General features: G+C 36.2%; 29 protein-coding genes and 1 pseudogene. 11 read left to right on the top strand and 19 right to left on the bottom strand.

Translation table 11 applies throughout. The features are described 5' to 3' along the window. Nucleotides 1-2: 2 nt before the first annotated feature. Together glpT and BLS89_RS00875 are read right to left on the bottom strand one after the other, a co-directional pair. Nucleotides 3-1,346 (bottom strand): glycerol-3-phosphate transporter, encoded by a 1,344-nt coding sequence (gene glpT, locus BLS89_RS00880; protein ID WP_092735739.1) that lies wholly within the window; start codon nt 1,344-1,346, stop codon nt 3-5. A 29-nt stretch (nt 1,347-1,375) separates the two neighbouring features. After that, nucleotides 1,376-2,935 (bottom strand): glycerol-3-phosphate dehydrogenase/oxidase, encoded by a 1,560-nt coding sequence (locus tag BLS89_RS00875; RefSeq protein ID WP_092735621.1) that lies wholly within the window; start codon nt 2,933-2,935, stop codon nt 1,376-1,378. 134 nt (nt 2,936-3,069) lie between these two features. Between BLS89_RS00875 and BLS89_RS00870 the strand changes: the two genes are divergently transcribed. After that, nucleotides 3,070-3,831, top strand: coding sequence for a DeoR/GlpR family DNA-binding transcription regulator (locus BLS89_RS00870; protein WP_092735620.1), 762 nt, complete (start codon nt 3,070-3,072; stop codon nt 3,829-3,831). 42 nt (nt 3,832-3,873) lie between these two features. Further along, nucleotides 3,874-4,200 carry a phage holin family protein gene (locus BLS89_RS00865; protein ID WP_092735619.1) on the top strand — a complete coding sequence of 109 codons (327 nt, stop codon included), beginning with the start codon at nt 3,874-3,876 and terminating at the stop codon, nt 4,198-4,200. Nucleotides 4,201-4,277: 77 nt separating this feature from the next. On the opposite strand, the gene BLS89_RS00860 is transcribed toward BLS89_RS00865, so the two are convergent. From BLS89_RS00860 to BLS89_RS00810, 13 genes are all read right to left on the bottom strand, one after another. After that, nucleotides 4,278-5,948 carry a glutamine--tRNA ligase/YqeY domain fusion protein gene (locus BLS89_RS00860; RefSeq protein ID WP_092735618.1) on the bottom strand — a complete coding sequence of 557 codons (1,671 nt, stop codon included), beginning with the start codon at nt 5,946-5,948 and terminating at the stop codon, nt 4,278-4,280. A gap of 41 nt (nt 5,949-5,989) precedes the next feature. Further along, nucleotides 5,990-6,595, bottom strand: a complete 606-nt coding sequence (locus tag BLS89_RS00855) for a fumarylacetoacetate hydrolase family protein (protein ID WP_092735617.1) — start codon at nt 6,593-6,595, stop codon at nt 5,990-5,992. 18 nt (nt 6,596-6,613) lie between these two features. Beyond that, nucleotides 6,614-7,378: a 3'-5' exonuclease gene (locus tag BLS89_RS00850; RefSeq protein ID WP_092735616.1), complete on the bottom strand. Its 765-nt coding sequence runs from the start codon at nt 7,376-7,378 to the stop codon at nt 6,614-6,616. Between the two features lie 4 nt (nt 7,379-7,382). Beyond that, nucleotides 7,383-8,096 carry a CDP-alcohol phosphatidyltransferase family protein gene (locus BLS89_RS00845; RefSeq protein ID WP_092735615.1) on the bottom strand — a complete coding sequence of 238 codons (714 nt, stop codon included), beginning with the start codon at nt 8,094-8,096 and terminating at the stop codon, nt 7,383-7,385. A gap of 126 nt (nt 8,097-8,222) precedes the next feature. Further along, nucleotides 8,223-8,591, bottom strand: a complete 369-nt coding sequence (locus tag BLS89_RS00840; protein ID WP_092735614.1) for a hypothetical protein — start codon at nt 8,589-8,591, stop codon at nt 8,223-8,225. Nucleotides 8,592-8,777: 186 nt separating this feature from the next. Continuing rightward, nucleotides 8,778-9,371: a hypothetical protein gene (locus tag BLS89_RS00835; RefSeq protein ID WP_092735613.1), complete on the bottom strand. Its 594-nt coding sequence runs from the start codon at nt 9,369-9,371 to the stop codon at nt 8,778-8,780. A 25-nt stretch (nt 9,372-9,396) separates the two neighbouring features. Next, nucleotides 9,397-9,528, bottom strand: a complete 132-nt coding sequence (locus BLS89_RS11305; RefSeq protein WP_176763202.1) for a DUF805 domain-containing protein — start codon at nt 9,526-9,528, stop codon at nt 9,397-9,399. Continuing rightward, complete coding sequence (locus BLS89_RS10360) at nt 9,489-9,725, bottom strand: hypothetical protein (RefSeq protein WP_143017702.1); 237 nt, start codon at nt 9,723-9,725, stop codon at nt 9,489-9,491. Before BLS89_RS10360 ends, BLS89_RS11305 begins: the two co-directional genes overlap by 40 nt. Before the next feature lie 600 nt (nt 9,726-10,325). Beyond that, nucleotides 10,326-10,469 (bottom strand): hypothetical protein, encoded by a 144-nt coding sequence (locus tag BLS89_RS10520; protein ID WP_176763201.1) that lies wholly within the window; start codon nt 10,467-10,469, stop codon nt 10,326-10,328. A 15-nt stretch (nt 10,470-10,484) separates the two neighbouring features. Then, complete coding sequence (locus BLS89_RS00825; protein WP_092735611.1) at nt 10,485-10,856, bottom strand: peptidase associated/transthyretin-like domain-containing protein; 372 nt, start codon at nt 10,854-10,856, stop codon at nt 10,485-10,487. A 14-nt stretch (nt 10,857-10,870) separates the two neighbouring features. Continuing rightward, on the bottom strand, nt 10,871-11,110 hold the full coding sequence (locus BLS89_RS10855; protein WP_245688745.1) for a hypothetical protein: 240 nt from the start codon (nt 11,108-11,110) through the stop codon (nt 10,871-10,873). A 680-nt stretch (nt 11,111-11,790) separates the two neighbouring features. Next, nucleotides 11,791-12,174 (bottom strand): hypothetical protein, encoded by a 384-nt coding sequence (locus BLS89_RS00815; RefSeq protein ID WP_092735609.1) that lies wholly within the window; start codon nt 12,172-12,174, stop codon nt 11,791-11,793. A 1-nt stretch (nt 12,175) separates the two neighbouring features. After that, the gene (locus tag BLS89_RS00810) at nt 12,176-12,631 is read right to left on the bottom strand and encodes a hypothetical protein (protein WP_143017701.1); all 456 of its coding nucleotides are present in this window, start codon (nt 12,629-12,631) and stop codon (nt 12,176-12,178) included. Nucleotides 12,632-13,488: 857 nt separating this feature from the next. On the opposite strand from BLS89_RS00810, the gene bioB reads away from it, so the two are divergent. Genes bioB through BLS89_RS00800 form a run of 3 tightly spaced genes read left to right on the top strand, consistent with a single transcriptional unit; the run spans nt 13,489 to nt 15,848 of the window. Then, nucleotides 13,489-14,574: a biotin synthase BioB gene (bioB, locus tag BLS89_RS00805; RefSeq protein WP_092735607.1), complete on the top strand. Its 1,086-nt coding sequence runs from the start codon at nt 13,489-13,491 to the stop codon at nt 14,572-14,574. 32 nt (nt 14,575-14,606) lie between these two features. Continuing rightward, nucleotides 14,607-14,789 carry a hypothetical protein gene (locus BLS89_RS10850; protein ID WP_245688744.1) on the top strand — a complete coding sequence of 61 codons (183 nt, stop codon included), beginning with the start codon at nt 14,607-14,609 and terminating at the stop codon, nt 14,787-14,789. Between the two features lie 30 nt (nt 14,790-14,819). Then, complete coding sequence (locus tag BLS89_RS00800) at nt 14,820-15,848, top strand: DUF445 domain-containing protein (RefSeq protein ID WP_317039404.1); 1,029 nt, start codon at nt 14,820-14,822, stop codon at nt 15,846-15,848. A gap of 206 nt (nt 15,849-16,054) precedes the next feature. On the opposite strand, the gene BLS89_RS00795 is transcribed toward BLS89_RS00800, so the two are convergent. From BLS89_RS00795 to dapA, 3 genes and pseudogenes are all read right to left on the bottom strand, one after another. Next, nucleotides 16,055-16,474, bottom strand: a complete 420-nt coding sequence (locus BLS89_RS00795; protein WP_176763200.1) for a DUF302 domain-containing protein — start codon at nt 16,472-16,474, stop codon at nt 16,055-16,057. 82 nt (nt 16,475-16,556) lie between these two features. Beyond that, a pseudogene (locus tag BLS89_RS00790) lies at nt 16,557-16,820 on the bottom strand (sulfatase-like hydrolase/transferase); the annotation flags it as partial. Nucleotides 16,821-17,216: 396 nt separating this feature from the next. Then, nucleotides 17,217-18,110 (bottom strand): 4-hydroxy-tetrahydrodipicolinate synthase, encoded by an 894-nt coding sequence (dapA, locus tag BLS89_RS00785; RefSeq protein ID WP_092735604.1) that lies wholly within the window; start codon nt 18,108-18,110, stop codon nt 17,217-17,219. Between the two features lie 162 nt (nt 18,111-18,272). On the opposite strand from dapA, the gene BLS89_RS00780 reads away from it, so the two are divergent. Genes BLS89_RS00780 through recO form a run of 4 tightly spaced genes read left to right on the top strand, consistent with a single transcriptional unit; the run spans nt 18,273 to nt 22,947 of the window. Further along, nucleotides 18,273-19,037: a 5'-nucleotidase C-terminal domain-containing protein gene (locus BLS89_RS00780; RefSeq protein WP_092735603.1), complete on the top strand. Its 765-nt coding sequence runs from the start codon at nt 18,273-18,275 to the stop codon at nt 19,035-19,037. Nucleotides 19,038-19,046: 9 nt separating this feature from the next. After that, nucleotides 19,047-19,991, top strand: coding sequence for a bifunctional metallophosphatase/5'-nucleotidase (locus BLS89_RS00775; RefSeq protein ID WP_092735602.1), 945 nt, complete (start codon nt 19,047-19,049; stop codon nt 19,989-19,991). Then, a complete protein-coding gene (gene porZ / locus BLS89_RS00770; RefSeq protein ID WP_143017700.1) occupies nt 19,991-22,267 on the top strand; it encodes a type IX secretion system anionic LPS delivery protein PorZ in 2,277 nt (758 codons plus the stop codon). Before BLS89_RS00775 ends, porZ begins: the two co-directional genes overlap by 1 nt. A gap of 2 nt (nt 22,268-22,269) precedes the next feature. Beyond that, entirely contained in the window at nt 22,270-22,947 is a 678-nt protein-coding gene (recO, locus tag BLS89_RS00765; protein ID WP_092735600.1) for a DNA repair protein RecO, read from the top strand. 48 nt (nt 22,948-22,995) lie between these two features. On the opposite strand, the gene rplS is transcribed toward recO, so the two are convergent. Further along, the gene (gene rplS, locus BLS89_RS00760) at nt 22,996-23,355 is read right to left on the bottom strand and encodes a 50S ribosomal protein L19 (RefSeq protein ID WP_092735599.1); all 360 of its coding nucleotides are present in this window, start codon (nt 23,353-23,355) and stop codon (nt 22,996-22,998) included. Nucleotides 23,356-23,734: 379 nt separating this feature from the next. On the opposite strand from rplS, the gene BLS89_RS00750 reads away from it, so the two are divergent. Both BLS89_RS00750 and BLS89_RS00745 read left to right on the top strand, forming a co-directional pair. Then, nucleotides 23,735-24,079, top strand: a complete 345-nt coding sequence (locus BLS89_RS00750) for a YtxH domain-containing protein (RefSeq protein ID WP_092735597.1) — start codon at nt 23,735-23,737, stop codon at nt 24,077-24,079. A 91-nt stretch (nt 24,080-24,170) separates the two neighbouring features. Beyond that, nucleotides 24,171-24,479, top strand: coding sequence for a phage holin family protein (locus tag BLS89_RS00745; protein WP_176763199.1), 309 nt, complete (start codon nt 24,171-24,173; stop codon nt 24,477-24,479). The last annotated feature ends 3 nt before the right edge of the window (nt 24,480-24,482 follow it).

Raw genomic sequence — 24,482 nt, 5'->3', positions numbered from 1 at the left:
AATTATTTTTTACTGTTTTCTAATGTTCTTTTTTCTTCTCCATAAGTGAATGCTACAAATACGATAGAAAGCACACACGCTACGATAAGCAACATAAACCCTGCATCCCAGCCATAATGTTCCACTAAATACCCTATGGTAATATTGGCTAAAATAGCTGTACCCAATAAGTACCCTAATAGACCGGTAAGTCCTGCGGCGGCTCCTGCAGCTTTTTTAGGTGCTAAATCCAATGCTTGCACACCTATGAGCATTACAGGCCCATACACCAGAAAACCTATGGCTATTAGAGCCACTCCGTCCAAGAATTTATTATCCATATTTTTCCAATAGACAAACACAAATACCATCACTAAAAGCATATAGATAATTGTAGTAATAGAGCGTTTGCCTCTGAATACTTTATCACTAAGCCAACCACACACAATAGTCCCGGGAATAGCTGCCCACTCGTAAGCAGAATAGGCCCAGCCTACTTCTTTTATATTGTAATGTTTTACACTCTCAAGATAAGTAGGTGCCCAATCAAGAACTCCATAGCGTACTAAATATACAAATGCATTAGCAATAGCTATAAACCATAACATTTTATTTCTAAGAACATAAGTCAAAAAGATTTCCTTAGTGGAGAGTTCTTCCTCAAAGGTTTTGGAATAATTATTTGGATAATCGTTTCTATATTCTTCAATAGGTGGCAATCCGCAGGACTGAGGCGTATCTCTTACCAATAACAATGATATTAGAGCAATGACAATTCCCACTATCGCAGGAAACCAAAACGCACCTTTCTGCCAAGATCCAAACCATAATGTACCATACATCACTAGCGGCCCCATAAGTCCTCCCCCTACATTATGTGCCACATTCCAAAAAGACATTTTTGTTCCCCTCTCGTTCTGAGAAAACCAATGCGTCATTACCCTGCCACAAGGCGGCCATCCCATTCCCTGAAACCAACCAATAAGAAACTGAAGCATAAACATAATTGCAATAGAAGACACCCCAAATGCCGTTCCCAGCAAAAAAGTTGCTAATGAAGAAAGTATAAGCCCCAAGGCTAAGAATTTCCTAGCATCACTCCTATCCGAAATCCCTCCCATAATAAACTTAGAAAGCCCGTAAGCAATAGCATTTGCCGAAAGTACTAGCCCTAAACTCTCCTTAGTAAATCCGGATTGCTCCAGATGAGGCATTGCTAAAGAAAAATTTTTCCTTACAAGATAATATCCTGCATAGCCTATGAATATACCTATAAAAACTTGCATCCGTTTACTTTTATAAACACTGTCTATCTTATCTTTGGATAAGAGTAGAATATGCTTAGGTGGTTCTAAAAATGATTTCATTATTATTGGTTTTATATTTAACATTATATTTATTGATAAATAGAAGCTAATCGATTAAATTCTAAGACTTGAGCATCCACCCATTTTTGGTCTTTTCCTAGTTCTACAGCCATAATCTCGGCTACTTCCGGTGCTATCCTTAGTGCTTCTTCCCTATCGAGCAGCAGTGCTCTGGTTCTCCGTGACAACACATCCTCTACATTCATTGCCATTTCATTTCTTACCGCCCATACCACTTGTACTTTTTTAATATTTAATGCTTCACTCAGCATTTCATTTCCATATGGTGTATTCGTAGTTAATTCTTGGACATACTTCTCATCACTTCCGTAGAAGTACATTGGATTATCTTGAGAAGTCCCTTCTCTATAGCCGTGTATTTTCAGATGCTCTGTATTAGATTTTGTTTTTTTCCACTGCATAGTTTCTTCTACTTTTTGCATAGTATCCTCCGCCATTTTCCTGTAAGTAGTCCACTTACCTCCTACGATGCTTACTAAGCGAGAAGGAGCGACCAATACTTTATGACTTCTGGATACTTCTTTAGTTTTTTGCCCTTCTTCAGCTGCAGCCAAAGGTCTTAGTCCCGCAAACACACTCTGTATATCCGCTCTTGTGGGTGCCGGATTAAGATAATTTTTTGCCGTATTCAGAATGAATTGTATCTCTTTGTCAGACGGAATTGGCTCTAATGATTCTCTTTTTACAGGAGTATCCGTAGTTCCCAAAATAATTTTATTATGCCAAGGCACAGCAAACAACACTCTGCCATCATCTGTTTTGGGTATCATCACAGCAGAATCTGTAGGGCAAAACTTTTTATCTATCATAAGGTGAATACCTTGGCTGGGACTAATTGTTTTTTTATCCGTCCCGTGATCCATTTTATTAATATCATCGGCAAATACTCCTGTAGCATTAACGACTGCTTTTGTTTTTACTTGATATTTTTCACCAGATATTTCATCTCTGAAATCCACCCCATTCAAATACCCTTCTGAATCTTTAGACAAACCTGTTACTTTGGCATAATTTAATACCACTGCTCCTCTTTCTATAGCTGTTTGAGCAAGATTAAGAGCTAAACGAGCATCATCAAACTGCCCATCGTGATAGACAATTCCTCCTTTCAAGTTTTCTTTTTTCACCGTAGGCAAATGCTGAATGGTTTTATTTTTATTTATAAAATAAGAGCTTCCCAAACTTAACTTTCCTGCTAAAAAATCGTAAAACTTCAATCCTATCGTGTACATCCATCTGTCTTTCCAAGAATAAACAGGAATTACAAAAGTTAAATTTCTCGTAAGATGCGGTGCATTCTTTAGCAACAAACCTCTTTCTTTGCACGCTTCTTTTACCAAATCAATATACCCTTGTGCCATATAGCGTACACCTCCGTGTACCAATTTAGTACTTTTACTAGAAGTGGATTTAGCAAAATCACTTTGCTCGAGTAATAATGTCTTATACCCCCTACAAACCGAATCTATTGCAATACCGAGACCTGTAGCCCCTCCGCCAATTACGACTAAATCCCATACACTTTCATTCTGCTTCTCAAAATTTCTAATAATTTCATCTCTTTTCATAAAAATACACCTTTACTTACTTTTCACCCACAAAGATAACAAAACACAATCAAACGAAACAATATGAAATAAATCATCTTTTATTTATTAAAAATAATTATATTTGAACTATCAAAAGTATTAAACTCTTTATTATGAGATTAGTAAAAAGGCATCAATACATATTGGACAAGCTAAAAAACGAAAACTATGTCTTGGTAGCAGGCATAGCAAAAGAGCTAAATGTTTCAGAAGTTACCATCCGAAAAGACTTCAATCTTTTAGAAAAAAAAGGTTTATTATTTAGAAATCACGGTGGAGCCACCTTGGTTAATCCCTATGTAGTGGACAAACCTTTGAGCCATAAACAGCATCTAAACAAATCCGAAAAACATCTTATCTCAATGAAAGCTACCAACTTCATAGAAGACAACGATGTAATTATACTTGGCTCCGGAACTACAGTTCTTAATATGGTAGAACATTTTCCTAAAGACAAAAACATTACGGTAATCACTTCTTCATTATTGATAGCCTCTACACTTTGTCAATACGAAAAAGTAAATGTGATACAAATCGGTGGTGATGTCAGAAAATCATCTCAATCCACCGTAGGTCCGGTAGCTCAAGAACTAATGCAAGAAATATCCGCAAATAAACTTTTCTTAGGTATAGACGGTTTGGATTTAGACTTTGGAATATCAACTTCCAATAACGCTGAAGCTTACCTTAACAAACTAATGATAAAAAATGTCAGTAAAACTTATATTCTAGCCGACCATTCTAAATTTGGAAAAAAAGGGCTTAGTCATATTTGCCCGTTAAAAGACATTGATTTCATTATCACAAACAAAAATCTAAATGAAGAAACAAAAACAACAATGGAAAAATATGGAATCCAAGTAATTTTGGCATAGTTTTTTAATCTATAAAAAAATTATAGTAAAAATTTTTAAATTATGATTATAAGATTATTAGTATCATCAGTAGTGGCTTTTTTGTTGCAAAGGCTTCTTCCCGGTGTTCATATCGCCAGTATTTGGACGGCTGCTTTATTTATAATTGTTTTGGGCGTACTCAATGCTGTGGTAAAACCCTTTTTGGATTTCATTGGGCTGCCGCTCACTATCCTTACCTTAGGCTTATTCTCCCTTGTTATCAATACCATTATCATCGTATTAGCAGGGTATCTTATCAGTGGGGTACAGTTTGATAGCTTTTGGTATGCAATGCTTTTTGGGGTAATATTATCCTTCGTAACTTCACTTTTTGTAAGTCAAAAGTAAACTTTAATCTCCCATATATTAAAATAAAAAGCTACCAAAATCGGGCAGCTTTTTTTATGTCCTTACAGCGCGTTTGTTTATATTTTGAACGAATCCTTTAATGTTACCGTTCTATTAAACACCATTCTTTCCTCTGTAGAATCTTCATCTTTGGTAAAATACCCTATTCTCTGGAACTGCAAAGGCTCGCCTATTTTAGCATTCTTGAGAGACGGCTCTGCAAACCCTTGAACCGTTACCAAAGAGTTCGGATTGATAAATTCCATAAAATCCCTTTCTTTCTCTGCATCCGGCTGAGGAATGGTAAACAGTCTGTCGTATATACGAACTTCCACAGGTAATGCATGCTTGGCAGATACCCAGTGCAATGTTCCTTTCACTTTTCTCAAGCTCTCCTCTGTTCCGCTACCCGATTTACTCTTAGGATCGTATGAGGCATAAATGGTCGTAATGTTTCCATTTTCATCTTTCTCTAACCTTTCTGCCTTGATGATATAGGCAGATTTCAGACGCACTTCGCCGCCCAATTTTAGCCTAAAAAACTTTCTATTGGCTTCTTCTCGGAAATCCTCCCTTTCTATATAAAGTTCTTTTGAAAAAGGAATTTTTCGCGTACCTGCATTTTCGTCTTCCGGATTATTCTCCGTTTCCAGCCACTCCTCCTCGTTATCAGGATAGTTTTCTATGACTAATTTTACAGGGTCTATCACCGCCATCATTCGGTTGGCTATTTTGTTCAAATCTTCTCTTACAAAAAACTCCAACAGCTGAATGTCTATCAGGTTTTCCCTTTTAGCCACCCCTACCCTTTCTATAAAGTTTCTAATCGCTTTCGGGGTGTAGCCCAATCTTCTCATTCCCGATATGGTAGGCATTCTGGGGTCGTCCCAGCCGGTTACCGCTTTCTCTGCGACCAAACGCTGAAGTTTTCGTTTAGAAGTAATCATATAGGCCACATTCATTCGGGCAAACTCTCTTTGTTTCGGTTTAAGTTTTGTCTCATCAGCGACTTGCTCCAAATACCAATTATAAAGAGGTCTGTGGTTTTCAAATTCCAGCGAACAAAGCGAGTGCGAGATTTGCTCTATATAATCACTTTCTCCGTGTGCCCAATCGTACATAGGATAAATTTTCCACTGGCTGCCCGTTCTATGGTGCGGGCGTTTCAATATTCTGTACATCACAGGATCCCTCATATTCATATTAGGCGAAGCCATATCCACTTTGGCACGAAGGCTCATTGCGCCCTCTTCAAATTCACCGTTTTTCATACGCTCAAAAAGCGCCAAAGACTCCTCTATTGGCCTGTCTCTGTAAGGCGACGGCACACCCTCCTCGAAAGGCGTTTTTCTCTGAGCTGTAATCTCCTCCGAGGACTGTTCATCTACATAAGCCTTCCCTTGCTTTATCATCTCCACTGCCCATTCGTAGAGCTGTTGGAAATAATCGGAAGCATAGACCTCCCTATCCCATTTGAAACCGAGCCATTCCACATCTTTTTTTATGGAATCCACAAACTCTTGCTCCTCCTTTTCGGGATTAGTGTCATCAAATCTGAGATTGACAGGGGCATTGTATTTCTCTCCCAAACCGAAATTAATACAAATTGCTTTGGTATGCCCTACATGAAGGTAGCCGTTGGGCTCAGGCGGAAAACGAAATCTAAGTTGGTTTTTTGCCAAACCGTTTTCCAAATCCTGTTCTATTATTTGCTCAATGAAATTGAGTGCTTTCTTTTCTTCTTCCATTTTTTAGTTCCTATTCTAAGGGTACAAATTTAGGGATTTTTTCACATTATCCGAATATCCAAAACTTTACACGAGTCCAAATACGCTTCCAATACATCATTTTCCTCTACCCTGCCTACACCTTTGGGGGTTCCAGTAAAAATCAAATCCCCTACGCGAAGGGTAAAATATTGGGACACAAAGGCTATAATCTCGTCAAATGAAAACAGCATATTGCCGGTATTTCCGTCTTGGACTGGGGTTTTATTTTTTTGCAATTGAAAATTTAATGATGAAAGATTAAATTTTGTTTTATCAAAAAACGGACTCACCACCGCAGAGCCATCAAATCCTTTTGCTAGCTCCCAAGGTAATCCTTTGGACTTCAGTTCCGATTGCAAATCTCTAGCAGTAAAATCAATCCCCAATGCAATTTCTTGATAATGTTTCCCTGCATTTTCACGCCGTATGTACTTCCCTCCTTTCGCTATCTTCAGCACTACTTCCAACTCATAGTGGATATCCTGAGAAAATTCGGGGATATAGAAGTCATTTCCTTTGAGGATTGCAGTATCCGGCTTAATGAAAATCACCGGTTTTTCGGGAACTTCGTTTCCTAATTCTTTGGCGTGTTCAGTGTAATTCCTTCCGATGCAAATAATCTTCATCAGTAAATATATATTGGATTAAAATTTCATTTTCAAGTAAATCCCCGTAAGCACTTTTTTGGTATAAAGAGGAAAATCAGCGTTCTGCATCCAGCTGTAGTAGCTGGCTTCTTGTTTCAGGACATCTGTTACCAAGCGTCCTTTGTGCTTACCGAAAGTAAAGATTTCTTCGCCATTATCATTAAAGGCAATAAACCCTGCAAAGTCAGCATTTTTTTGGTGGTAAGAAAATTCGCTTAATTCGGCAATATCGTTGGGTACCTCTTCATATTTCCCTACTTGTGCGTCCAAAATCTCAAAGGTAGCTAATGTATCAGCCTCTGCCGAGTGAGCACCCTCCAAATTTTTATCGCAATAATACCTGTACGCTGCAGTAAGATTTCGCGGTTCCATTTTATGATAAATCACTTGGGCATCTACCAACCGGAATTTACTCATATCAAAGTCTATGCCTGCCCTCAGAAGCTCCTCCACAAGTAGAGGCACATCAAAGCGATTAGAATTAAAGCCGCCCAAATCCGAGCCTGAAAGCATCTCCATCACCTTTGGAGCTATCATTTTGAAAGTAGGGGCATCTTTTACATCTTCGTTTGTAATACCGTGTACAGAAGAGGACTCCTGCGAAATAGGCATCTCCGGATTTACAAGCCAAGTCTTGGACTCGCGGGAGCCGTCCGGCATTACTTTTAGCACACATATCTCTACGATACGGTCTTTGGTAACATTCGTACCGGTAGTTTCCAAATCAAAAACACAAAGCGGTCTGGTAAGTTTAAGATTCATTTGTTCAATTTAATTCTTTATGAAAAATAAGAGATATTATAATATAATAAATAACCAATAATGGAATACCTACAACACCGAAAAATATCAGAATAAGGACTCCGCCCAAGAGCAAGAACACTTTAGAATAATTATCTTTCAGAGTTTTGGTTTTCAGCTTCATCGCTATCATTTTTATCGGGCTTACCAAAAGCCAAGAGGAAACTAGCGTAAGAAGAACCAGCAGCACTTCGTTATTCATCAAAAAAGAAAAAGCATTATTTTCTTTAAAAGCATATAGAAGCCCAAATATCAGTACCGTATTACTCGGGGTATTAAGTCCTTTGAAACAATATTTTTGCTCTGTGTCAATATTAAAAATAGCCAATCTAAGACAAGAGAACAAGGTTATAAACAGCCCCAAATATCTAACACCAAAAGGTAATTCTACACCGAATAAATGATTGCCAAAAGGCGTGAGCATATAATACATCGCAAGCCCCGGTACTACACCAAAGCTCACCATATCGGCCAAAGAATCCAGCTGCACTCCGAGCTCCGAATTAGCATTCAGAGCCCTTGCCACAAAACCATCAAAAAAATCAAAAATAAGAGAAAGCACCAGACAAACCGCCGTTACTTGATAAGCCCCATCTATTAGATGGACAGCTCCCACGCACCCCGAGAAAAGATTTGCAAGAGTAAGAGCATTAGCCGTATTATTTCGGATAAAATTCATACTGCAAAAGTAGGAAATGATTTTCTATTAACCTATATCTCCGTAGTGTATTATCCAATAAGGTTTATTTCGAAGAGATCTATATTTCGGTCAAATACAAATTTTCACATAATGTCTGTTTCTCTCTTAATTATCAAACCATTTTTCAAGTTTTTCATCAATCGCTTGTATTCTGTTCTTAGACTCATTTTCAGAATAATAGCCCGTAAGAAAGCTGAAAAATCCTTTTTTGAACACACTAATTTTCCCTTCCAATGCTGCTTTTAGTAAATCTTCGCCTCCTTTTTCTACTTTTGATAAATAACTATCTAATATATTTTTTAATTTATCTATCTTATCCTTATACTTTTTGTCTAATTCTTGTTTCTTACTTTGTTCTTCAGCGTTAATAGTATCAATTTCTGTTTTTAGAGTGTTAATATCTGTGCTTAAATCGTTTTCTTGCTGTTTGTTTTTACTCAATTCAGAATCTAATTGCAGAATTTCATCTTCCAATTCATGGATTTCTTTTTCTAAAATCCCTTGTCGATGTTTCTTTTGTTTCTCTACTTCTGTAGGAGAATTTTTTTATAAGCCTCTACCCAATACCCTGCCAAAAAAGTAATAATGGCTATTGGGAAAGCACCCAAAAAGAGTACGGTATAAAATTCTTTTGAAATAAACACAACGTACTCTAAAAAATCACCACTTATGGTTTTCTATTTTAAACGATTTCACAGATTTTTCCAGCAAAGATTTCCATCTCTCACTTTCATTTAACCTATAAGAAATTGCCAGCTTATGCATTTTATTTCCATTTTCAAATAAATAATAATCTACCCTCACAAGTGGGTTATCGTTTAGCTGACGAATATATGAAATCTTTATACAAGCTTGACGATTAACAACAACTGAATTAATACCCAAAAACTTAATAAGTTTCTGTCCCTGTAATGATAATGTATTGGCAATGCCATACCTTATATATTCTTTATCCTCCTGAGACAGCTCCACCGGAACAGAAGATAATTTATCAAAATCACCATACTCTGTTTCCACAATTATTCTAGCATAGGTATTAGTAGCTGATGCTTCCAAGTCATTTAATCCTTTCTGTTGAAAAACCACCTTATCAGGAACCTCTGGCACCCCAACCCTAGCTCTATAAAGTGAGCTTTGCTTCTCCATTCCATCGGATATACTTATACTCCCTACCCCTGAAAGACTATAATGCTTAAACTGAGCAAAAGAAAGAGCACAAAAGAAAAACAAAATTGCAATGTAAAATCTTTTCATACACTATTACCTTTAGTCTAACTTCTTACCTTTCATACTTACCCCATTTATTATCTTTTTTCTCCGACGGCATCATACACATTATCACAGGGATTAAAGATATCAACGGAACCAATCCTAATAAGGCATACCAACCGCTGTACCCGGCATCGTGCAACCTGGGAACACTAACCGCAATAATAATAACTTCATAAATAAAGAAATCACTATCACAAAAGAAATCACTATCACAGGAGCAACATCAGTAGCGGTAGATGCAACCCCCACTATCATTTTTATTATCGTTGCCAGAAAAACAATTCCAAAAACTATCGGATAATAACTGCGTCTGCGTGATCTTCCTTTAAATTCCATAATTTATATTTTAAAAACCGCCTACTCTATAAGATTTTCGGCTTCCTCTTTTTTATTATTTTAATTTCAAAACTATCGCTTCTCGAAAAACACGTGTCTTTTTAAAAAAAACACACTACATTTTTCCAAAAAACACGCGTGTTTTTTTTCGATCGGTACTTAGAGCTTTTCGTAGGTCAAATTATTCAACATTTTTCTCAAATCCTTTGCTTAATACTTTTTTCCATTTTATTATTTTTTTTAAACATACTTAAAAAGCAAAAAAGCCAAAGTAATTTTTACTATTTTGTCCATTTTAATATTTTTCTATCGGCAAACGCTACAAGTTCCTTTATTTTTTGAGCAATGTTTGCAATAGCTACAATTAGTACAAGCTTTGCATTTCCCATTTGGGTTGCAACGCCCGCCCATAGTATACTCGTATGCTCCGTAAACTCCTGCACAAAGGAGTATGCCTAAAATTATGATTAAAATGTTTTTTTTCATTTTTAATATCCTAGTGCTTTAGATTTCTTTATACGTATCACAACCATCTTGCAATCCTTTATCACAGGCCCTACCATACCATTTGGTAATCTTGACTAACATAATAAACCCTCCCTAGTATTGAGCTTCTGCATAAGGCTTATAGCAATGGTACGCCTCAGAATATTGCTCCTTTGATAAATAAGATTCACAGTCTGTTTGGGCATAAGACATATGCAAAAGTCCCATGGCTGCTAACAGTAAATTTATTTTCTTCATTTTTATTCTATGTTTTTAGTATTCAATTTGTATCTCGTACTCTTTTCCGTCCTCTCCATAAATGGTAGTTTTTCCGTGTTCATCTAAATCAGCAGGGGCTATATGATCATCATCCAAATACCCTCCATTGGGAAAATCAATCTGTACTACCTGTCCATCTTCCACCTCTACATCTAAGGTATAAGTTGCAGAATATCCTGTTTTAGAATTATAATAATCTACCGTTGCTGTGTATGTACCATTGCTATAACTCCCCCCCTCATCTTGCCAATCTTCTCCAAAATAGTCTTCGGAATAAAATCCGCCCTTATCATTACTTATCCTTTTTGATTTCCCCGAACAAGCTACCAAAAGCCCAACTATCAATAACAAGATTATCTTTTTCATATATCTCTGCCTTTTTACTCAAATATCTTTTCATACCATCCAGAAACATCTTGCCTGATCCTTTCATAATTTCCGTAGAGAATTAAAGCCAGACGAAAATTCGCACGATTACCCTTATAGCCATTTATGGTAAAATATCCATAAAAGTTTCCTTCCTTATCCACCACTATCGGAGGATATGAAGCATAATTATTCCAAGGAGAAGTGGAACTATAGTTACTTCCATAGTTTCCATACTCGTTCCACAGGGACATGGAGCTATAGCTATTCCCGTATGCACCATACTGATTCCATATGGAATCAGAATCATAGCTACTACAATTTAAACAACCCAAGTACACATTATGATCTTCTCCTCCATACAAATGTAGTGATTGTGAAAAAATCTTATTTGCTCCTAATATAAAAACCAATAGTAAAATTCGTTTTTTCATATCAAATAAATTTAAAAACCGTCTACTCTATAAGGTTTTCGGCTTCCCCTTTTTTATGATTTTAATTTTATAACTATCGCTTCTCGAAAAACACGTGTCTTTTTAAAAAAAACACACTACATTTTTCAAAAAAACACGCGTGTTTTTTTTCGGTCGGTGCTTAGAGCTTTTCGTAGGTCAAATTATTCAACATTTTTCTCAAATCCTTTGCTTAATACTTTTTCCATTTTATTATTTTTTTTTAAACATACTTAAAAAGCAAAAAAGCCAAAGTAATTTTTACTATTTTATCCATTTTAATATTTTTCTATCGGCAAACGCTACAAGTTCCTTTATTTTTTGAGCAATGTTTGCAATAGCTACAATTAGTACAAGCTTTGCATTTCCCATTTGGGTTGCAACGCCCGCCCATAGTATACTCGTATGCTCCGTAAACTCCTGCACAAAGGAGTATGCCTAAAATTATGATTAAAATGTTTTTTTTCATTTTTTGATGAGTTTTAATTGTAGTACAAAATTGCTAATTTCCCATAGATTAAAAGAACATCTCCATTTATGAGGCACAAGACTCCCTCGTCACCTTTTTCACTAAGAATTCCAATACATTGACTATCATCACACCTCTCAACTTTAGATACCGTAGTCAAGATTTCTTCTTCACCATTAGAAAAATACACTTTTATATCATTTCCTTTATTATAATTAAAAACAAAAGTGTTTTTTAAATCAGATCTTTGAATTACATCCCATTCAGAACTTTCATCATCGTATATTTTAGAAAGGGCTTTTGTGTAACTTTTCACGAATTGTTTATTTTGTTGAGCTGATAAAAACAAGGCTGTCATAAAGAAGAAAAACGACGTGATGACTATTTTTTTTCTCATATCAATTTATTCCTAAAATTTTTTCCCTTGCTCTACTTGCCTCGGCATAAGTGTCGTAAGACTTTATTTTTCTTGACTTCACATTTCCTGTCGTAAAAATTTTAGATTGTGCTTCATCTAAAATCTTATATTTCTCATCTTCCGACATATCATCATAGGTTTCGAAAATGCCAGTGGCGTAAGTTTCTGTTCGACCAGAACCATACCCAAAGGAAGTGTAAGTTTTTATTACTACAAAACTATACTTTAAAAAAGATTTTGGACTATCTTGCACTTGCTCATTAGCCATAGAATCTTTTACAGGTGGAACTATTGAAATTGAATCTACCTCTTCTGGATACGCTACATTTTCCAAAGAATTGACATTTTCTGTTTCTACCGTACCCCTCTCTACATTTTCTGTTTTTTTACAAGACAATGAAAAACAAACCAATGAACTTAAAAAATATTTTTTCATAACATTTTTTATCTTTTTATCGTTAAACTTTTTTTCACAAAAAAATCCCTGCACAAAATTTTTATAAAAATTTTGTGCAGGGATTATATAATCGCACCGAGGCAAAAGAATACTCTTTTGCTGATTTTCTTAGCTTATAATCATATATAAGTGTGTGTGTGTGTGTGTGTGTGTTTAATCATTTTTTTGAATCTTACAAATTTTTTCTTGTTAATTTTTGCCAAAACTACAAAAAAAACACTTCCTCTCCAAATTAATTTTTAGAACAAATATCTTCACTCGCTCGTATGTAAAATTATAATTACATTTGTAGCCGATTCGTAAAAAAAACTTATGAAATACTTCCTACTCTTAGCCTATTGTATTTTGCTCTTTCTTGGGTACAGTATTTTCCTAAACCAGTGAGTATCTCCGAATTTTTCCACTTTCTTTTCGTATGTTGCATTAATTTTCTCCATTGTCTTTATTCACAGAATAATAATACCCCAAACAGAAATAATAATATTTTTCTCATTTTATTTAATCTTTGTCATTCAACAAAATTATAGGTTTTAGACTGCTAAAATAATAGTTTCACCAATACTTCAGGTAGGTTTGCAACATCGGAACATCAAAAAAATGTTAATTTCTATATTTACATTTAGGTAAAGTAAAATTATATTGATTTATAGTTTTAAAGTTTTTATGCAGGTTAAAATAAGATACACCAGTTTTTTTATATAAAAATTATTTACAAACTTTAAAAAGTGAAAACAAGTTTATTTTTTTCTTTTCTAAAATTATATTATAGGTAGCAACAAAATTTCTAACGAATATTAAGTAAAAAAATATTACTTTTGGCTCTTAAAAACAAAAAAATGAAGAGAGACTGGACGACCCAAGAAATTTTAGATATATACCATTTACCGTTTTTTGACCTTATCTATCAGGCTGCAAAAATTCATAGAGAAAACCACGACCCCAATAAAATACAAGTATCCTCCCTCATCTCTGTAAAAACCGGCGGCTGTCCCGAGGATTGTGGCTATTGCCCTCAGGCAGCACGATACCATACAGAAGTGAAGATACACGATATGTTGCCTGTAAACCAAGTGAAAGCACAAGCACTAAGGGCTAAACAAAATGGCATTTCTCGTGTTTGCTTAGGGGCAGCATGGCGGAATGTAAAAGACGGTCCGGATTTCGACCATGTTCTCGATATGGTAAGAGAAGTAACCAAACTGGATATGGAGGTGTGCTGTACACTGGGGATGCTCACGGAAAACCAAGCCAAAAGACTGGAAGAAGCCGGATTATACGCCTATAACCACAATATAGATAGCTCCGAAGAATACTATAAAGAAGTGATTTCTACCCGTGCTTTTGAGGACCGCCTCGAGACGATAGGAAATGTAAGAAAAACCTCCATAACACTATGCTCCGGAGGAATTATAGGAATGGGAGAAAGTGTAGAAGACAGATGCGGAATGCTGAAAGTACTTGCCAATATGACACCACAGCCCGAAAGTGTTCCTATAAACGCTTTAGTGGCTGTAGAGGGAACACCTATGGAAGACCAAGAGCCGGTGAATATTTTTGAATTTGTACGAATGGTAGCTACCGCGAGGATTGTCTTGCCACAGACACAAGTTCGGTTATCGGCGGGGCGTACGGGCTTCTCGAAGGAAGGTCAGGCACTGTGCTTCTTTGCAGGGGCCAATTCTATTTTTGCGGGAGACAAACTACTCACAACGCCTAACCCCGATGTGAATGAAGACAAAAAACTTTTTGACCTTCTGGGACTTGTCCCACAGCAACCATTTGAAAAACACCCTAAAAGAGAAGTTGTCTCTTCTGAAAACAGCAAATACAAAGCCTTAGGAGAAAATCCTAAATGGACAAGACCTGGGCATAAAATTGAGCGAAACGAAGCCGCTAAACTTCGTGGTAAGACTCAGATTTAGCAATTCGTTTTCAATAGGACAAAATCATTCTAATGGATAATTCCGAGAAAATAAAACAGCTCAGAAAGTACAAAACGATTGCGACAGGATTATTTTTGCTAATGGCTGCCGTTTTTATCATCGCATCGTTTTACGAAAAAAGAGGCACCGGATATTGGGCGGGCTATATTCGTACATTTTCAGAAGCAGCTATGGTAGGAGCATTGGCAGATTAGTTTGCAGTAACGGCATTATTTCATCATCCTCTGGGATTAAAAATACCGCATACTAATCTCATCGAAAAAAGCAAAAAACGCATCGGAGATAATCTCGGTAATTTTGTAGTTGCTAATTTCCTTAGCTCCGAAAATATTCGCCCGTACATAGAGAAGATACATCTGGCAAAATTTCTGGGCAGCTGGATAGAGAAAGAGCAGAACCAGTCGTTGGTTATTGCAAATATCTCGGATATCATTTTGGATATTGTTCACAAATTAGACGACAAAAGCGTTACGGATTTTATTGCCCAAAAAGGGAAAGAGCTTGCTACGGGAATTGATGTGAATACGGTTTTAAGCAACGGCATTTTGTTTTTTGTAGAAAAACAGGAGCATCAGAACCTTATCACTTCTACGGTAAGAGAGATTAAACATTATGTTTTGGCACATCAAGAGCTCATTCGTGAAAAAGTAAAACAAGAGAGCTACAGCATTATTCCAAAATTCATAGATGATACTCTTGCCGACAAAATCACCAATGGCATTGCCAAATATTTTCAAGAGGTGGAAACCAATGTACAGCATCCGCTGCGTCGAGAGATAGAGGCTAAAGTCATTGCTTTTTCTTCCGAAATTAAAAACGAAGAGAAATGGCAAAAAAAACTTAATCAGCTGAAAGATTATCTTCTTCGCGAAGACAAGGTAAATGACTATGCAAAAGACATTTGGGATGCTATAAAATCAACATTGGTACAAGAGCTAAGCTCTAATGACACGGTACTAAAAACTTATCTTAGAAATAATATCGCCACCCTATCCCAAAATCTCAAAAACAATACTGCCCTGCAATATAAAATAGACTGCTGGGTAAGGGCTAAGGCCTATCATTACCTCTTGCGCAATACGCATAAATTCGGAGAACTCATCAGTTCCACTATGGAAAATTGGCAGGGGAAAGAGCTTAGCAACAAACTGGAGCTGGAAGTGGGTAAAGACCTTCAGTTCATTAGGGTAAACGGCACCTTGGTAGGCGGTATAGTGGGGCTGATAATTCATGCTGTTTCTCGGTTTTTATAAACTAATAATCAAATCATTAACAAATAAAAGTCATTTACTAAAATTGTCTTGAGTCCTACCATTAAATTCTTTGATTTTTATGAAAATATTTAATTTATCAGCATAAGATAAACATAATGAATGGGATAAAAAGGTCGAGCTATTTCCCTTTTGTTTTCTTTATGATAACCAAACTACCCTATTTCATCATTTTCAAAATTTTATTTTTACAAACCATTATTTTTTGTTGCTTTCTGGGCTAAAAGCTGTTGGAGCTTTCCAATGTTTTCAATCACAGCAGAGGGTGATAAGGCATAACTTTGTTGCAACTGGACGACGGGTATGTAAGTAAGCCAAACTCTTCCGTGTACATCTTCGGTAATAAGCATTTTGAGAGGCAAATCTAAGCCAATGGACTGCTGTTCCTGCATCAGCAGAGTGCCGACTTTTGGTGAGCCGAAAATAATTAAACGAGTAGGGAGGAGCGTAAGCCCTGCAGTGGAGGCTTCCGCGTGGTGGTCAATGACGGCAAAGATTTTAATGTTTTTCTCACCCAAAGTTTGAGTAAGGCGTTCGGAGGTTTCCTCAAATGAGAAATCGCTCTGAATTTGTATTCTTTCCTGTGCCGACGCAGCTATAAAGTTCATTATAAAACCGATGTAAACTAAAAATTTAAACATACTTATTTTAGGGTTAAAATCCTATTACTCTTTCTTTGCTTCAAATTTATTAATAAATATTCAGTTTTTCATTATAAATAGGACTGTCTATTCCCAAAAAGTGTAAAACGCTGTGAAAAACATAATTCTGTGAAAGCATCTTTTCTGGCTTCAGTTTTTGAGAAGCATCGGAAACCCAAACAATAAACGGAATTTCGTATTGTTCTTTCGGGGCAATGCTCTTCGGTAAACCCTGCATATATAGATTCTTTTCGTCTAAAGATTCTCCGTGGTCGGAGACGAAAATTATCGTACTTTTGTGGTTTTTCAATTGAATGCCAAAGTCTTAATTTCCAGCTAAACAAAATCCTTGATAGTCCTAAAAAAAATTCCGATATGGCTCCCTATAATTACACCTAAAGAGCCCCCCCCATTCCTATTTTCGCAAAATTTGATTCATAATATTTATAAACATCGCCTACGGCTTATTGTTTTCTTGTTTTGCTAAAATAGTCCTGCACATCATTCGATAATTTATTATTCCGTATTAGGACAAAAGCATTCGTATTTTATTATCAGCTTTCCCAATTCATTTGCTTTTTTAGGATTTGTAATAAAAATAAAGCCAATTAAAACTATATCTAACTGATTCGATAACTTTTACGCTAAAAGCCAATCAACCTATCTCCCTAATAAACAATCGTTTTATAATTTCTAAACATTACAATGGTTATACAGACATAGGGCTGCTATCCAGATGTTGCATTTCAGTTTTTATCCTTTGGGTAAGGCTTTCTGATGCTTTCACTAACGGCAGTCTTAAATGGTTTTCTATGATTTGCATTTCGGAGAGAACGGCCTTTATGCCGCAAGGGTTTCCTTCCGCAAAAATCAATCTTGTTATTTCCACCAGTTTATTATGGATTTTGTAAGCTTCTTGTACTTTGTTTTCTTTGGCTAATTTCAGCATTTCGGAGAAATGTTTTGGATACGCCTGCCCTATTACGGAGATAACGCCATCGCCCCCTGCGAGAGTTACCGGCAGCGTGAATTCATCATCACCGGAAAGCAGCGAGAAATGTTCCGGTTTCTTTCTTAGAATATCAAAATATTGGGAGATATTAGGCCCCGCTTCTTTTATGCAAATAAGATTAGGAAAATCCTGAGCCAATCTTAGGGTCGTAGAGGCGTCTATATTCTGTCCTGTTCTACCGGGTACATTATAGATAATAATATTTTTCCCAGTGGATGCCAAAACACGGTAGTGCTGGTAGAGTCCCTCTTGATTGGGCTTATTGTAATACGGGGATACGGATAATACCGCTTCGAACGCCGATAAATCCGTACTTTCTATCTGATGCTTCACAGCCATTGTATTATTCCCGCCTATTCCTAAAACCAAAGGAAGCCTGTTATCATTGACCTTTATAATATGCCGTATTACTTTGTCTTTTTCCTCTGCAGACAGAGTGGCAGCTTCTGCCGTTGTTCCCAAAACGACAAAAAAGTGGGTACCATTCTCTATATTGTATTCTACCAAGCGAGTAAGTGCATCAAAATCTATGGACAAATCCTGTTTGAAAGGCGTAATAAGTGCTACGCCAAGACCTTTTAGTGCTTTCATTATTTAATCTAATATAATATTCCACCAAATGTACGGAAAATTTATTGTTTTAGCAGAATGCAAAGCATATTTTTTTGCCAATGACATAATACCGAATTACCCAACATAGATTTAACCACCAAACTCTCTGTTTAAGTTTTTGTTTTTGCTATATTTGCAGGTATGAAAATCAAATTATCAACAGCAAAAACTCAAATTATTCTTATCTGTGCCGTCCTTTTACAGATAAGTTGCTCTCCCCGCCATATCGTTACAGGTGAGAGGGTTTATAAGAATATAAGCATACACCCGGGAATGGAGGAAGATACCGAAATAAACAGTATCATAGCTCCTTACAAAAAAGAAATGGATTGCAGAATGGACGAAAAGATCTCTCATACCTCTATGGATCTTGATAAAAATGGAGACAATTCTACACTCGGAAATCTTTTGGCAGATTATACTTATGCAGCAGCTCGGGAATGGGCAAAAAAAAACAATATTCCATCTGTAGATGCTGCCGTAATCAATATCGGAAGTATTCGTTCCACCATTGGCAGAGGTGATATTCTGCTAAGGCATATTTACGAAGTAATGCCTTTTGAGAACCAGCTCGTTATTGTTAAGTTTAAGGGTAAAGACATTCAGGGGCTTTTTGATTATTATGCCAAAACGAAAAAGAACAATCCTATTTCACACCTTGTCATCAGCGTAGAGAAAGGAAAAATCACGAAGGCACTAATAGACGGGAAACCTATTGATGAAAGCAGAGATTATTATATCGCAACTAATGATTATTTAGCACTCGGAGGAGACAATATGTGGTTTTTCGGAAAAGGAGAAATCATTGACACCAATGAAAAACTTAGAGATATTTTTATTCGTGAGTTTAAGAAGCATCCGGAAGTAGTGCCTCCTACTGCTATCCGTCTAACTTTTATTAAATAAAAAAGATCAATGAAAAGAAAAGATTTTATAAAGACAATAGGCGGCGGTGCTCTTGCTATGTCCTTAATTCCAAACACTCTGAAAGCAGAAATAATAAATAATTTCGGCACCGAAAAAAAACTCACCATACTACATACTAACGACCAGCACAGCCATATAGAGCCATTTGATGCCAGCTACACCCGAAACCCCAACCAAGGCGGCTTTGCACGGAGAGCAAAACTAATAAGCGACATCAGGGCTAAAGAAAAGAATGTACTGCTGCTGGACAGCGGAGATATTTTTCAGGGAACGCCTTATTTCAATATGTTTGGCGGAGAGCTGGAATTTAAGCTGATGTCTATGATGGGCTACGAGGCCTCTACTATGGGAAACCACGATTTTGATAACGGGCTTGAGGGCTTTCTTAAAGTCTTGCCCAATGCCAAATTCCCATTCATCTGTTCCAATTATGATTTCCAAAATACGATATTAGATGGGCGGACCATCCCCTACAAAGTCATTAATAAAGGCGGCATAAAGGTAGGTCTCTTCGGACTTGGTATAGAACTCAAGGGGTTGGTGGGCAAAAAGAGTTATGGCGAAACGGTTTACAACGACCCCGTGGAAGTGGCACAGCATTATTCGGATTTTCTCAGAAACCAAAAGCATTGTGATCTGGTAGTATGTCTTTCCCACATAGGCTACCAATATCCCGACCAGCCGGAGAAAATATGCGATGTAGAGCTTGCTAAGCGGACCGATAATATAGACATCATATTAGGCGGGCATACCCATACATTTTTGCCGGAACCACAAGTTTTCAGAAATAGAAAAAACCAAAAAGTTTTAGTCAATCAAGTGGGCTGGGCAGGACTTCTGTTAGGGCGAATAGATTTCTATTTCGATAGCCATCATAATGTAAAAAATATCGCTTGGAACAATCAAATTATCGACGATAAAATAAGGATATAATGAAACGCTTTTTAATATTTATATTTTGTTTTGGAATGCTTTGCTCTTTTGCACAAAAACAAGAACGGTGGACAGATCTTTTTTCTTACAATAATATTTTGAAAATAAGAAAAAACGAAAACGGCCTAATAGCAGCATCCTCCAATGGTTTATTTTTCTATAATAACCAGACAGGAGAAATTTCAAAATTATCTAAAGCCAATGGACTTCACGAGGTGAAAATATCGGCATTTGGCTATAATCCGAAAACAAAAACCGCATTGATAGGCTATGAAAGCGGAGCTATGGATGTTATCAATCCCGACGGAATATTCTATATCGTAGATATCCCCATCGCACAAAGCTATACTGGAAGCAAGGCGGTAAATTCTATTTCTATAAATGGCGATAAAGCTATTATTTCGGCGAATTACGGCGTATCCGTTTTTGATTTGAAAAAGAAAGAATTCGGGGATACGGCATTTTTTAGAGAAAGCACCAACTATACCCCTGCTCTTTCGGCTTTTGTCAAAGATAATGTCGTGTATGCCGCTACTAAAAGAGGAGTAATATCCCATACTTTGGATGTGAATTTTTCGGATTACAGCACTTGGCAGACTCTAAAGACCGGAAACTTTATCCTTACGGCAAGCAATGAACAACATAGCGTATTTGCGACAAAAACAGCGGTCTATCTATCTCAGAATTTATCTACCTTATCTCAATCATTTCAGAATATTACAGATTTATCGCTAAAAGGAGATTCCTTAATCGTTAGTGATGCCAACAGTCATAAAGTTTATCTATTCAATGCCTCCAATGGAAGTTCCATAGGCGAATATTCCTTTCCGGAAATGTCTCTAAGTGCAGCGTATGCAGGAGATGAAGGTATTTTTGCAGGAACTAAGCATATGGGAATGGTTAAATATTCGGATACCCAGCCAGAGAAAATAAAACCTGATGGACCGTACAACAATCAGGCTTACAAAATGTCTTTATCGGGCGACAAGATATTAGTATCCACAGGGGATAGAAATGATTATAACACACCGTTTCTTAGTCCGGATAATTTAGGTTTTTATTTTTATAATGGAAGCCAATGGATTTATCCTTCTTATTTCACTGGCAATAACGGAAGTTTTAATGTATTGGATGTCGCCGAAAATCCCGTAAAATCCGGTGAGATTTTCTTTACTAATTACACTTTTAGTGGGAGTAAAGGGATATATAAATGTACTTATGACAAAGAGCAGAATGACATACAAAATTGTAAACAATATTCAATAGGAGGCGATAATTTTCATAATAGACCGGTAGGATTGGCTTTTACCGAAAGTGGGACATTATTCAATACAGCTTCGTTTATAGGCAATGATGCCGCAGCGGGAATTTTTATTTATGATAGACAAACAGATTCTTTTGATAAGTATAATGATTTAGGAGGAGGAAAGAATATTTCCCTTGAACGGCCGCTAGTCCATAACAGCACTTTATGGTGTCCAATGGCAAGGACTTCCAGCTTTCTGATTTACGACTACAATAATACGCCTGAAAACTTAAACGACGACCGTTACACCATTCTCGACCAAAAGAATGGATTTAATTCCACAGACAGCTCAGAGGGAAGTCTCTCTGTGGCTATTGACAATAACGATACCACCTGGATAGGAACTAAATTAGGCTTAAAAATCCTTAATAATATTAATGGAAATCTTGAGAATGCAAAATTGGAACCTATTGTCATCATTCAATCGGGGATTCCGGAGGAACTTTTCAGAAATGCATCAATTCTTAGTATAGCCGTAGACTCAGGAAACAACAAATGGGTCTCTGTAAGTGGCGGTGGTGTATATTACTTGTCATCAGACGGACAAAAAACCATTCAGCATTTTACGAAAGAGAACTCACCTCTGCCGGTCAATAATGTTACAGACATTCAGATTGACGACCGGAAAGGTATCGTTTATTTTGCGACAAAAGACGGAATAGTGGCTTATACTTCGGATGTTAAAGAAGTAGGAAATAGTTTCAATAATGTTTTGGTCTATCCTAATCCTGTTGTAACCAAGCAGTATAGAGGAAATGTAACAATAAGAGGACTTGCAGATAAAACCAATATAAGAATAACCGATGTCACAGGAAATTTGGTTCATCAAGGTGTGGTAAGAGGAGGCTTCTACGAGTGGAATCTCAGAAATCAAAACGGACAAAAAGTAGCATCCGGCATCTATTTCGTGCTGATGACCAATAGCGACGGTACCGAAACTGCTACGGCTAAAATAGCAGTGGTTAACTGATTATGACTGTTACAAAATCCGGATTCATATTGTCTTATCTCAAGTACAATGATGTGAGTGCCATTGTAAAAATCTTTGAAAGAGAGAATGGCATAGAGTCTTATTTTATAAAAAATATCTACCTCAGACAAAATAAAAAGAAAAGCTATCTAAGTCCTCTTATGGGAATAGATTTTACCGCATCCGAGTCTCAGAAAGGCTTACCGCAGATTACTAAAATATCTGTTTCCGACAGCACCAAGGAATTGGAATACTCTATTATCAATAATGCACAAATGATGCTGGCTGCAGAGTTTATTGCTAAAGTTATTCCCTACGGAGAGCCCAATGGCATCGTTTATGATTTATTGTCAGAATATTGCAAAAATTTATCACAGAACAACGCCTTAGCTTTTTATCTTTATAAAATTATAAAATACTTAGGCTACGGTTTTGATTTTTCAGATGCTGTTTATTTTGATACAAAAAACGGTATTTTCACAAATGAAAGCAGTACATTTACATTAGGAGAAGAATTATCTCAAATCATAAGGTCTATCGATGATTTCTCTTTTCTTAATATGGGATTAAAAAACACCCACAGAAAAAAAATCATAGACATTCTAATGGACTATTGCGGGCATCATATTGCGGATTTTACTTCGCCCAAATCATTAGAAATTTTAAGACAAATTTTGTAAAACCAAAAAGCCCTCTCAATTTGAGAGGCTTTTTGGTTTTTTCCTATCTTACTTCGCAGCAGTATAAGCTTTATCTTTAATTCTCGCTTTCTTACCTCTAAGATTACGGAAGTAGTAGATTCTTGCTCTTCTTACGCTACCTCTTCTATCAAGAGTTATTTTTTGCAGTGCTGGCATATTGATTGGGAATACTCTTTCTACACCTACATCACCACTCATTTTTCTGATAGTAAAAGTTTTTGTAGCACCGCTACCTCTCAATTGAATAACTACACCTTTAAAAAACTGTGTTCTTGTCTTTTGTCCCTCTTTAATTTCATAGTATACCGTGATGGTATCACCGGCTTTGAATTTTGGGAACTCTTTTTTGTCAATGTACTTGTCTTGTACATACTTAATTAAATCCATTTCTTTTAATAATAAAAAGGTTAAAAGCTAAACAACATACACGGCTCTCGTCAGAGGTTGATTAACGAGGTGCAAAGGTAAAAATATTTTTTCAATTTGCAATAGAATACCATCTTGAATTTTTGAGTAATTGAAAAAAAATGCATCCAAAATCCAAAGAGTATTATTTATTAAAACCATCCTCTTGAACAAGTAAAAAACTTTGCTCATATTCAATGAACAAAAAAAACAATATCAATATAAAATGAGACGACACCAACTACCAGCATATGTATGACAATCCCCAGTATTTCGTAAAAAAAAATGATATGTGGCACAGATATTGCAATTTGTATGGTAATTAAAAATTAATAATAATAATTTTATAAAATCAATAATCATGGCAAGAAAAGGAAACAAATCAGGAATATTGGCAGGACTTTTAGCCGGTGCTGCGGCAGGAGTAATCTTGGGAATGCTTTACGCTCCGGAAGAAGGTAAAAAAACAAGAAAGAAAATAAGAAAAAAAGCCGAAGACCTAAAAGACCAAGCCAGTGAAAAGTATAAACAGGCTAAAGAAAAAGCAATAGATCACTACAATGACTATTCTGATAAGACTAAATCCAAAGTAGACGACTTAGTATCTTCTGTAAAAGATACTTATGACAAATACAAGGACAAAGTAAAAGATAAAGCCTCTTCCGTAGCGAAAGATGTGGAATCTGAATTAGACAACCTTAAATAATTAGGTTTTAATCGTAGTTTTAGTTTTTAGGAGCTTGTATTGAGCTCCTTTTTTTATATCTTTGCTACTGTTAACAAAAAAAATGATTAGAATGTTCAATATTTTTAAAGATTATATTTCAAAAAAAATAGAGCTGGCAAAACTTGAAGCAAAAGAAAAGATGGCAGAAAAAATAAGCGGAATTGTTTTTGCTGCCATTATGGCAATGATGGTGCTTTTGTTTTCTATAATGGTTAATATAGGATTAGCTTTGCTTATCGGCTCTTATTTAGCTAAAATTTCTTATGGATTTCTTATTGTATCCGGAGGACATATATTGCTGTTACTCATTTTTATCTTAGCAAAAAAATCAGTAAAATCAGTCTTAGCCAATATCGTTTTCAAAATTTTAAATAAATAATAG

The sequence above is a fragment of the Riemerella columbipharyngis genome, assembly GCF_900101995.1.
Lineage (GTDB): Bacteria > Bacteroidota > Bacteroidia > Flavobacteriales > Weeksellaceae > Riemerella > Riemerella columbipharyngis.
Note: the sequence above shows the minus strand (reverse complement) of the source record. Positions and strands in the feature narration are given on the sequence as shown.

Bases quoted from the DNA above. Each gene is read 5' to 3' on its own strand.
- BLS89_RS00775 (WP_092735602.1), top strand. From the start codon at position 19,047: ATGAAAAGAAAAGATTTTATAAAGACAATAGGCGGCGGTGCTCTTGCT.
- BLS89_RS00795 (WP_176763200.1), bottom strand. From the start codon at position 16,474: ATGAACTTTATAGCTGCGTCGGCACAGGAAAGAATACAAATTCAGAGC.
- BLS89_RS00825 (WP_092735611.1), bottom strand. From the start codon at position 10,856: ATGAAAAAGATAATCTTGTTATTGATAGTTGGGCTTTTGGTAGCTTGT.
- BLS89_RS00855 (WP_092735617.1), bottom strand. From the start codon at position 6,595: ATGAAGATTATTTGCATCGGAAGGAATTACACTGAACACGCCAAAGAA.
- dapA (WP_092735604.1), bottom strand. From the start codon at position 18,110: ATGAAAGCACTAAAAGGTCTTGGCGTAGCACTTATTACGCCTTTCAAA.
- BLS89_RS10855 (WP_245688745.1), bottom strand. From the start codon at position 11,110: ATGTCCCTGTGGAACGAGTATGGAAACTATGGAAGTAACTATAGTTCC.
- BLS89_RS00750 (WP_092735597.1), top strand. From the start codon at position 23,735: ATGGCAAGAAAAGGAAACAAATCAGGAATATTGGCAGGACTTTTAGCC.
- BLS89_RS00870 (WP_092735620.1), top strand. From the start codon at position 3,070: ATGAGATTAGTAAAAAGGCATCAATACATATTGGACAAGCTAAAAAAC.
- BLS89_RS00875 (WP_092735621.1), bottom strand. From the start codon at position 2,935: ATGAAAAGAGATGAAATTATTAGAAATTTTGAGAAGCAGAATGAAAGT.
- BLS89_RS00850 (WP_092735616.1), bottom strand. From the start codon at position 7,378: ATGAATCTTAAACTTACCAGACCGCTTTGTGTTTTTGATTTGGAAACT.
- porZ (WP_143017700.1), top strand. From the start codon at position 19,991: ATGAAACGCTTTTTAATATTTATATTTTGTTTTGGAATGCTTTGCTCT.
- rplS (WP_092735599.1), bottom strand. From the start codon at position 23,355: ATGGATTTAATTAAGTATGTACAAGACAAGTACATTGACAAAAAAGAG.
- recO (WP_092735600.1), top strand. From the start codon at position 22,270: ATGACTGTTACAAAATCCGGATTCATATTGTCTTATCTCAAGTACAAT.
- BLS89_RS00810 (WP_143017701.1), bottom strand. From the start codon at position 12,631: ATGAAAAAATATTTTTTAAGTTCATTGGTTTGTTTTTCATTGTCTTGT.
- bioB (WP_092735607.1), top strand. From the start codon at position 13,489: ATGAAGAGAGACTGGACGACCCAAGAAATTTTAGATATATACCATTTA.
- BLS89_RS00815 (WP_092735609.1), bottom strand. From the start codon at position 12,174: ATGAGAAAAAAAATAGTCATCACGTCGTTTTTCTTCTTTATGACAGCC.
- BLS89_RS10520 (WP_176763201.1), bottom strand. From the start codon at position 10,469: ATGAAGAAAATAAATTTACTGTTAGCAGCCATGGGACTTTTGCATATG.
- BLS89_RS10850 (WP_245688744.1), top strand. From the start codon at position 14,607: ATGGATAATTCCGAGAAAATAAAACAGCTCAGAAAGTACAAAACGATT.
- BLS89_RS00745 (WP_176763199.1), top strand. From the start codon at position 24,171: ATGTTCAATATTTTTAAAGATTATATTTCAAAAAAAATAGAGCTGGCA.
- BLS89_RS00860 (WP_092735618.1), bottom strand. From the start codon at position 5,948: ATGGAAGAAGAAAAGAAAGCACTCAATTTCATTGAGCAAATAATAGAA.
- BLS89_RS10360 (WP_143017702.1), bottom strand. From the start codon at position 9,725: ATGGAATTTAAAGGAAGATCACGCAGACGCAGTTATTATCCGATAGTT.
- BLS89_RS00865 (WP_092735619.1), top strand. From the start codon at position 3,874: ATGATTATAAGATTATTAGTATCATCAGTAGTGGCTTTTTTGTTGCAA.
- glpT (WP_092735739.1), bottom strand. From the start codon at position 1,346: ATGAAATCATTTTTAGAACCACCTAAGCATATTCTACTCTTATCCAAA.
- BLS89_RS00835 (WP_092735613.1), bottom strand. From the start codon at position 9,371: ATGAAAAGATTTTACATTGCAATTTTGTTTTTCTTTTGTGCTCTTTCT.
- BLS89_RS00780 (WP_092735603.1), top strand. From the start codon at position 18,273: ATGAAAATCAAATTATCAACAGCAAAAACTCAAATTATTCTTATCTGT.
- BLS89_RS00845 (WP_092735615.1), bottom strand. From the start codon at position 8,096: ATGAATTTTATCCGAAATAATACGGCTAATGCTCTTACTCTTGCAAAT.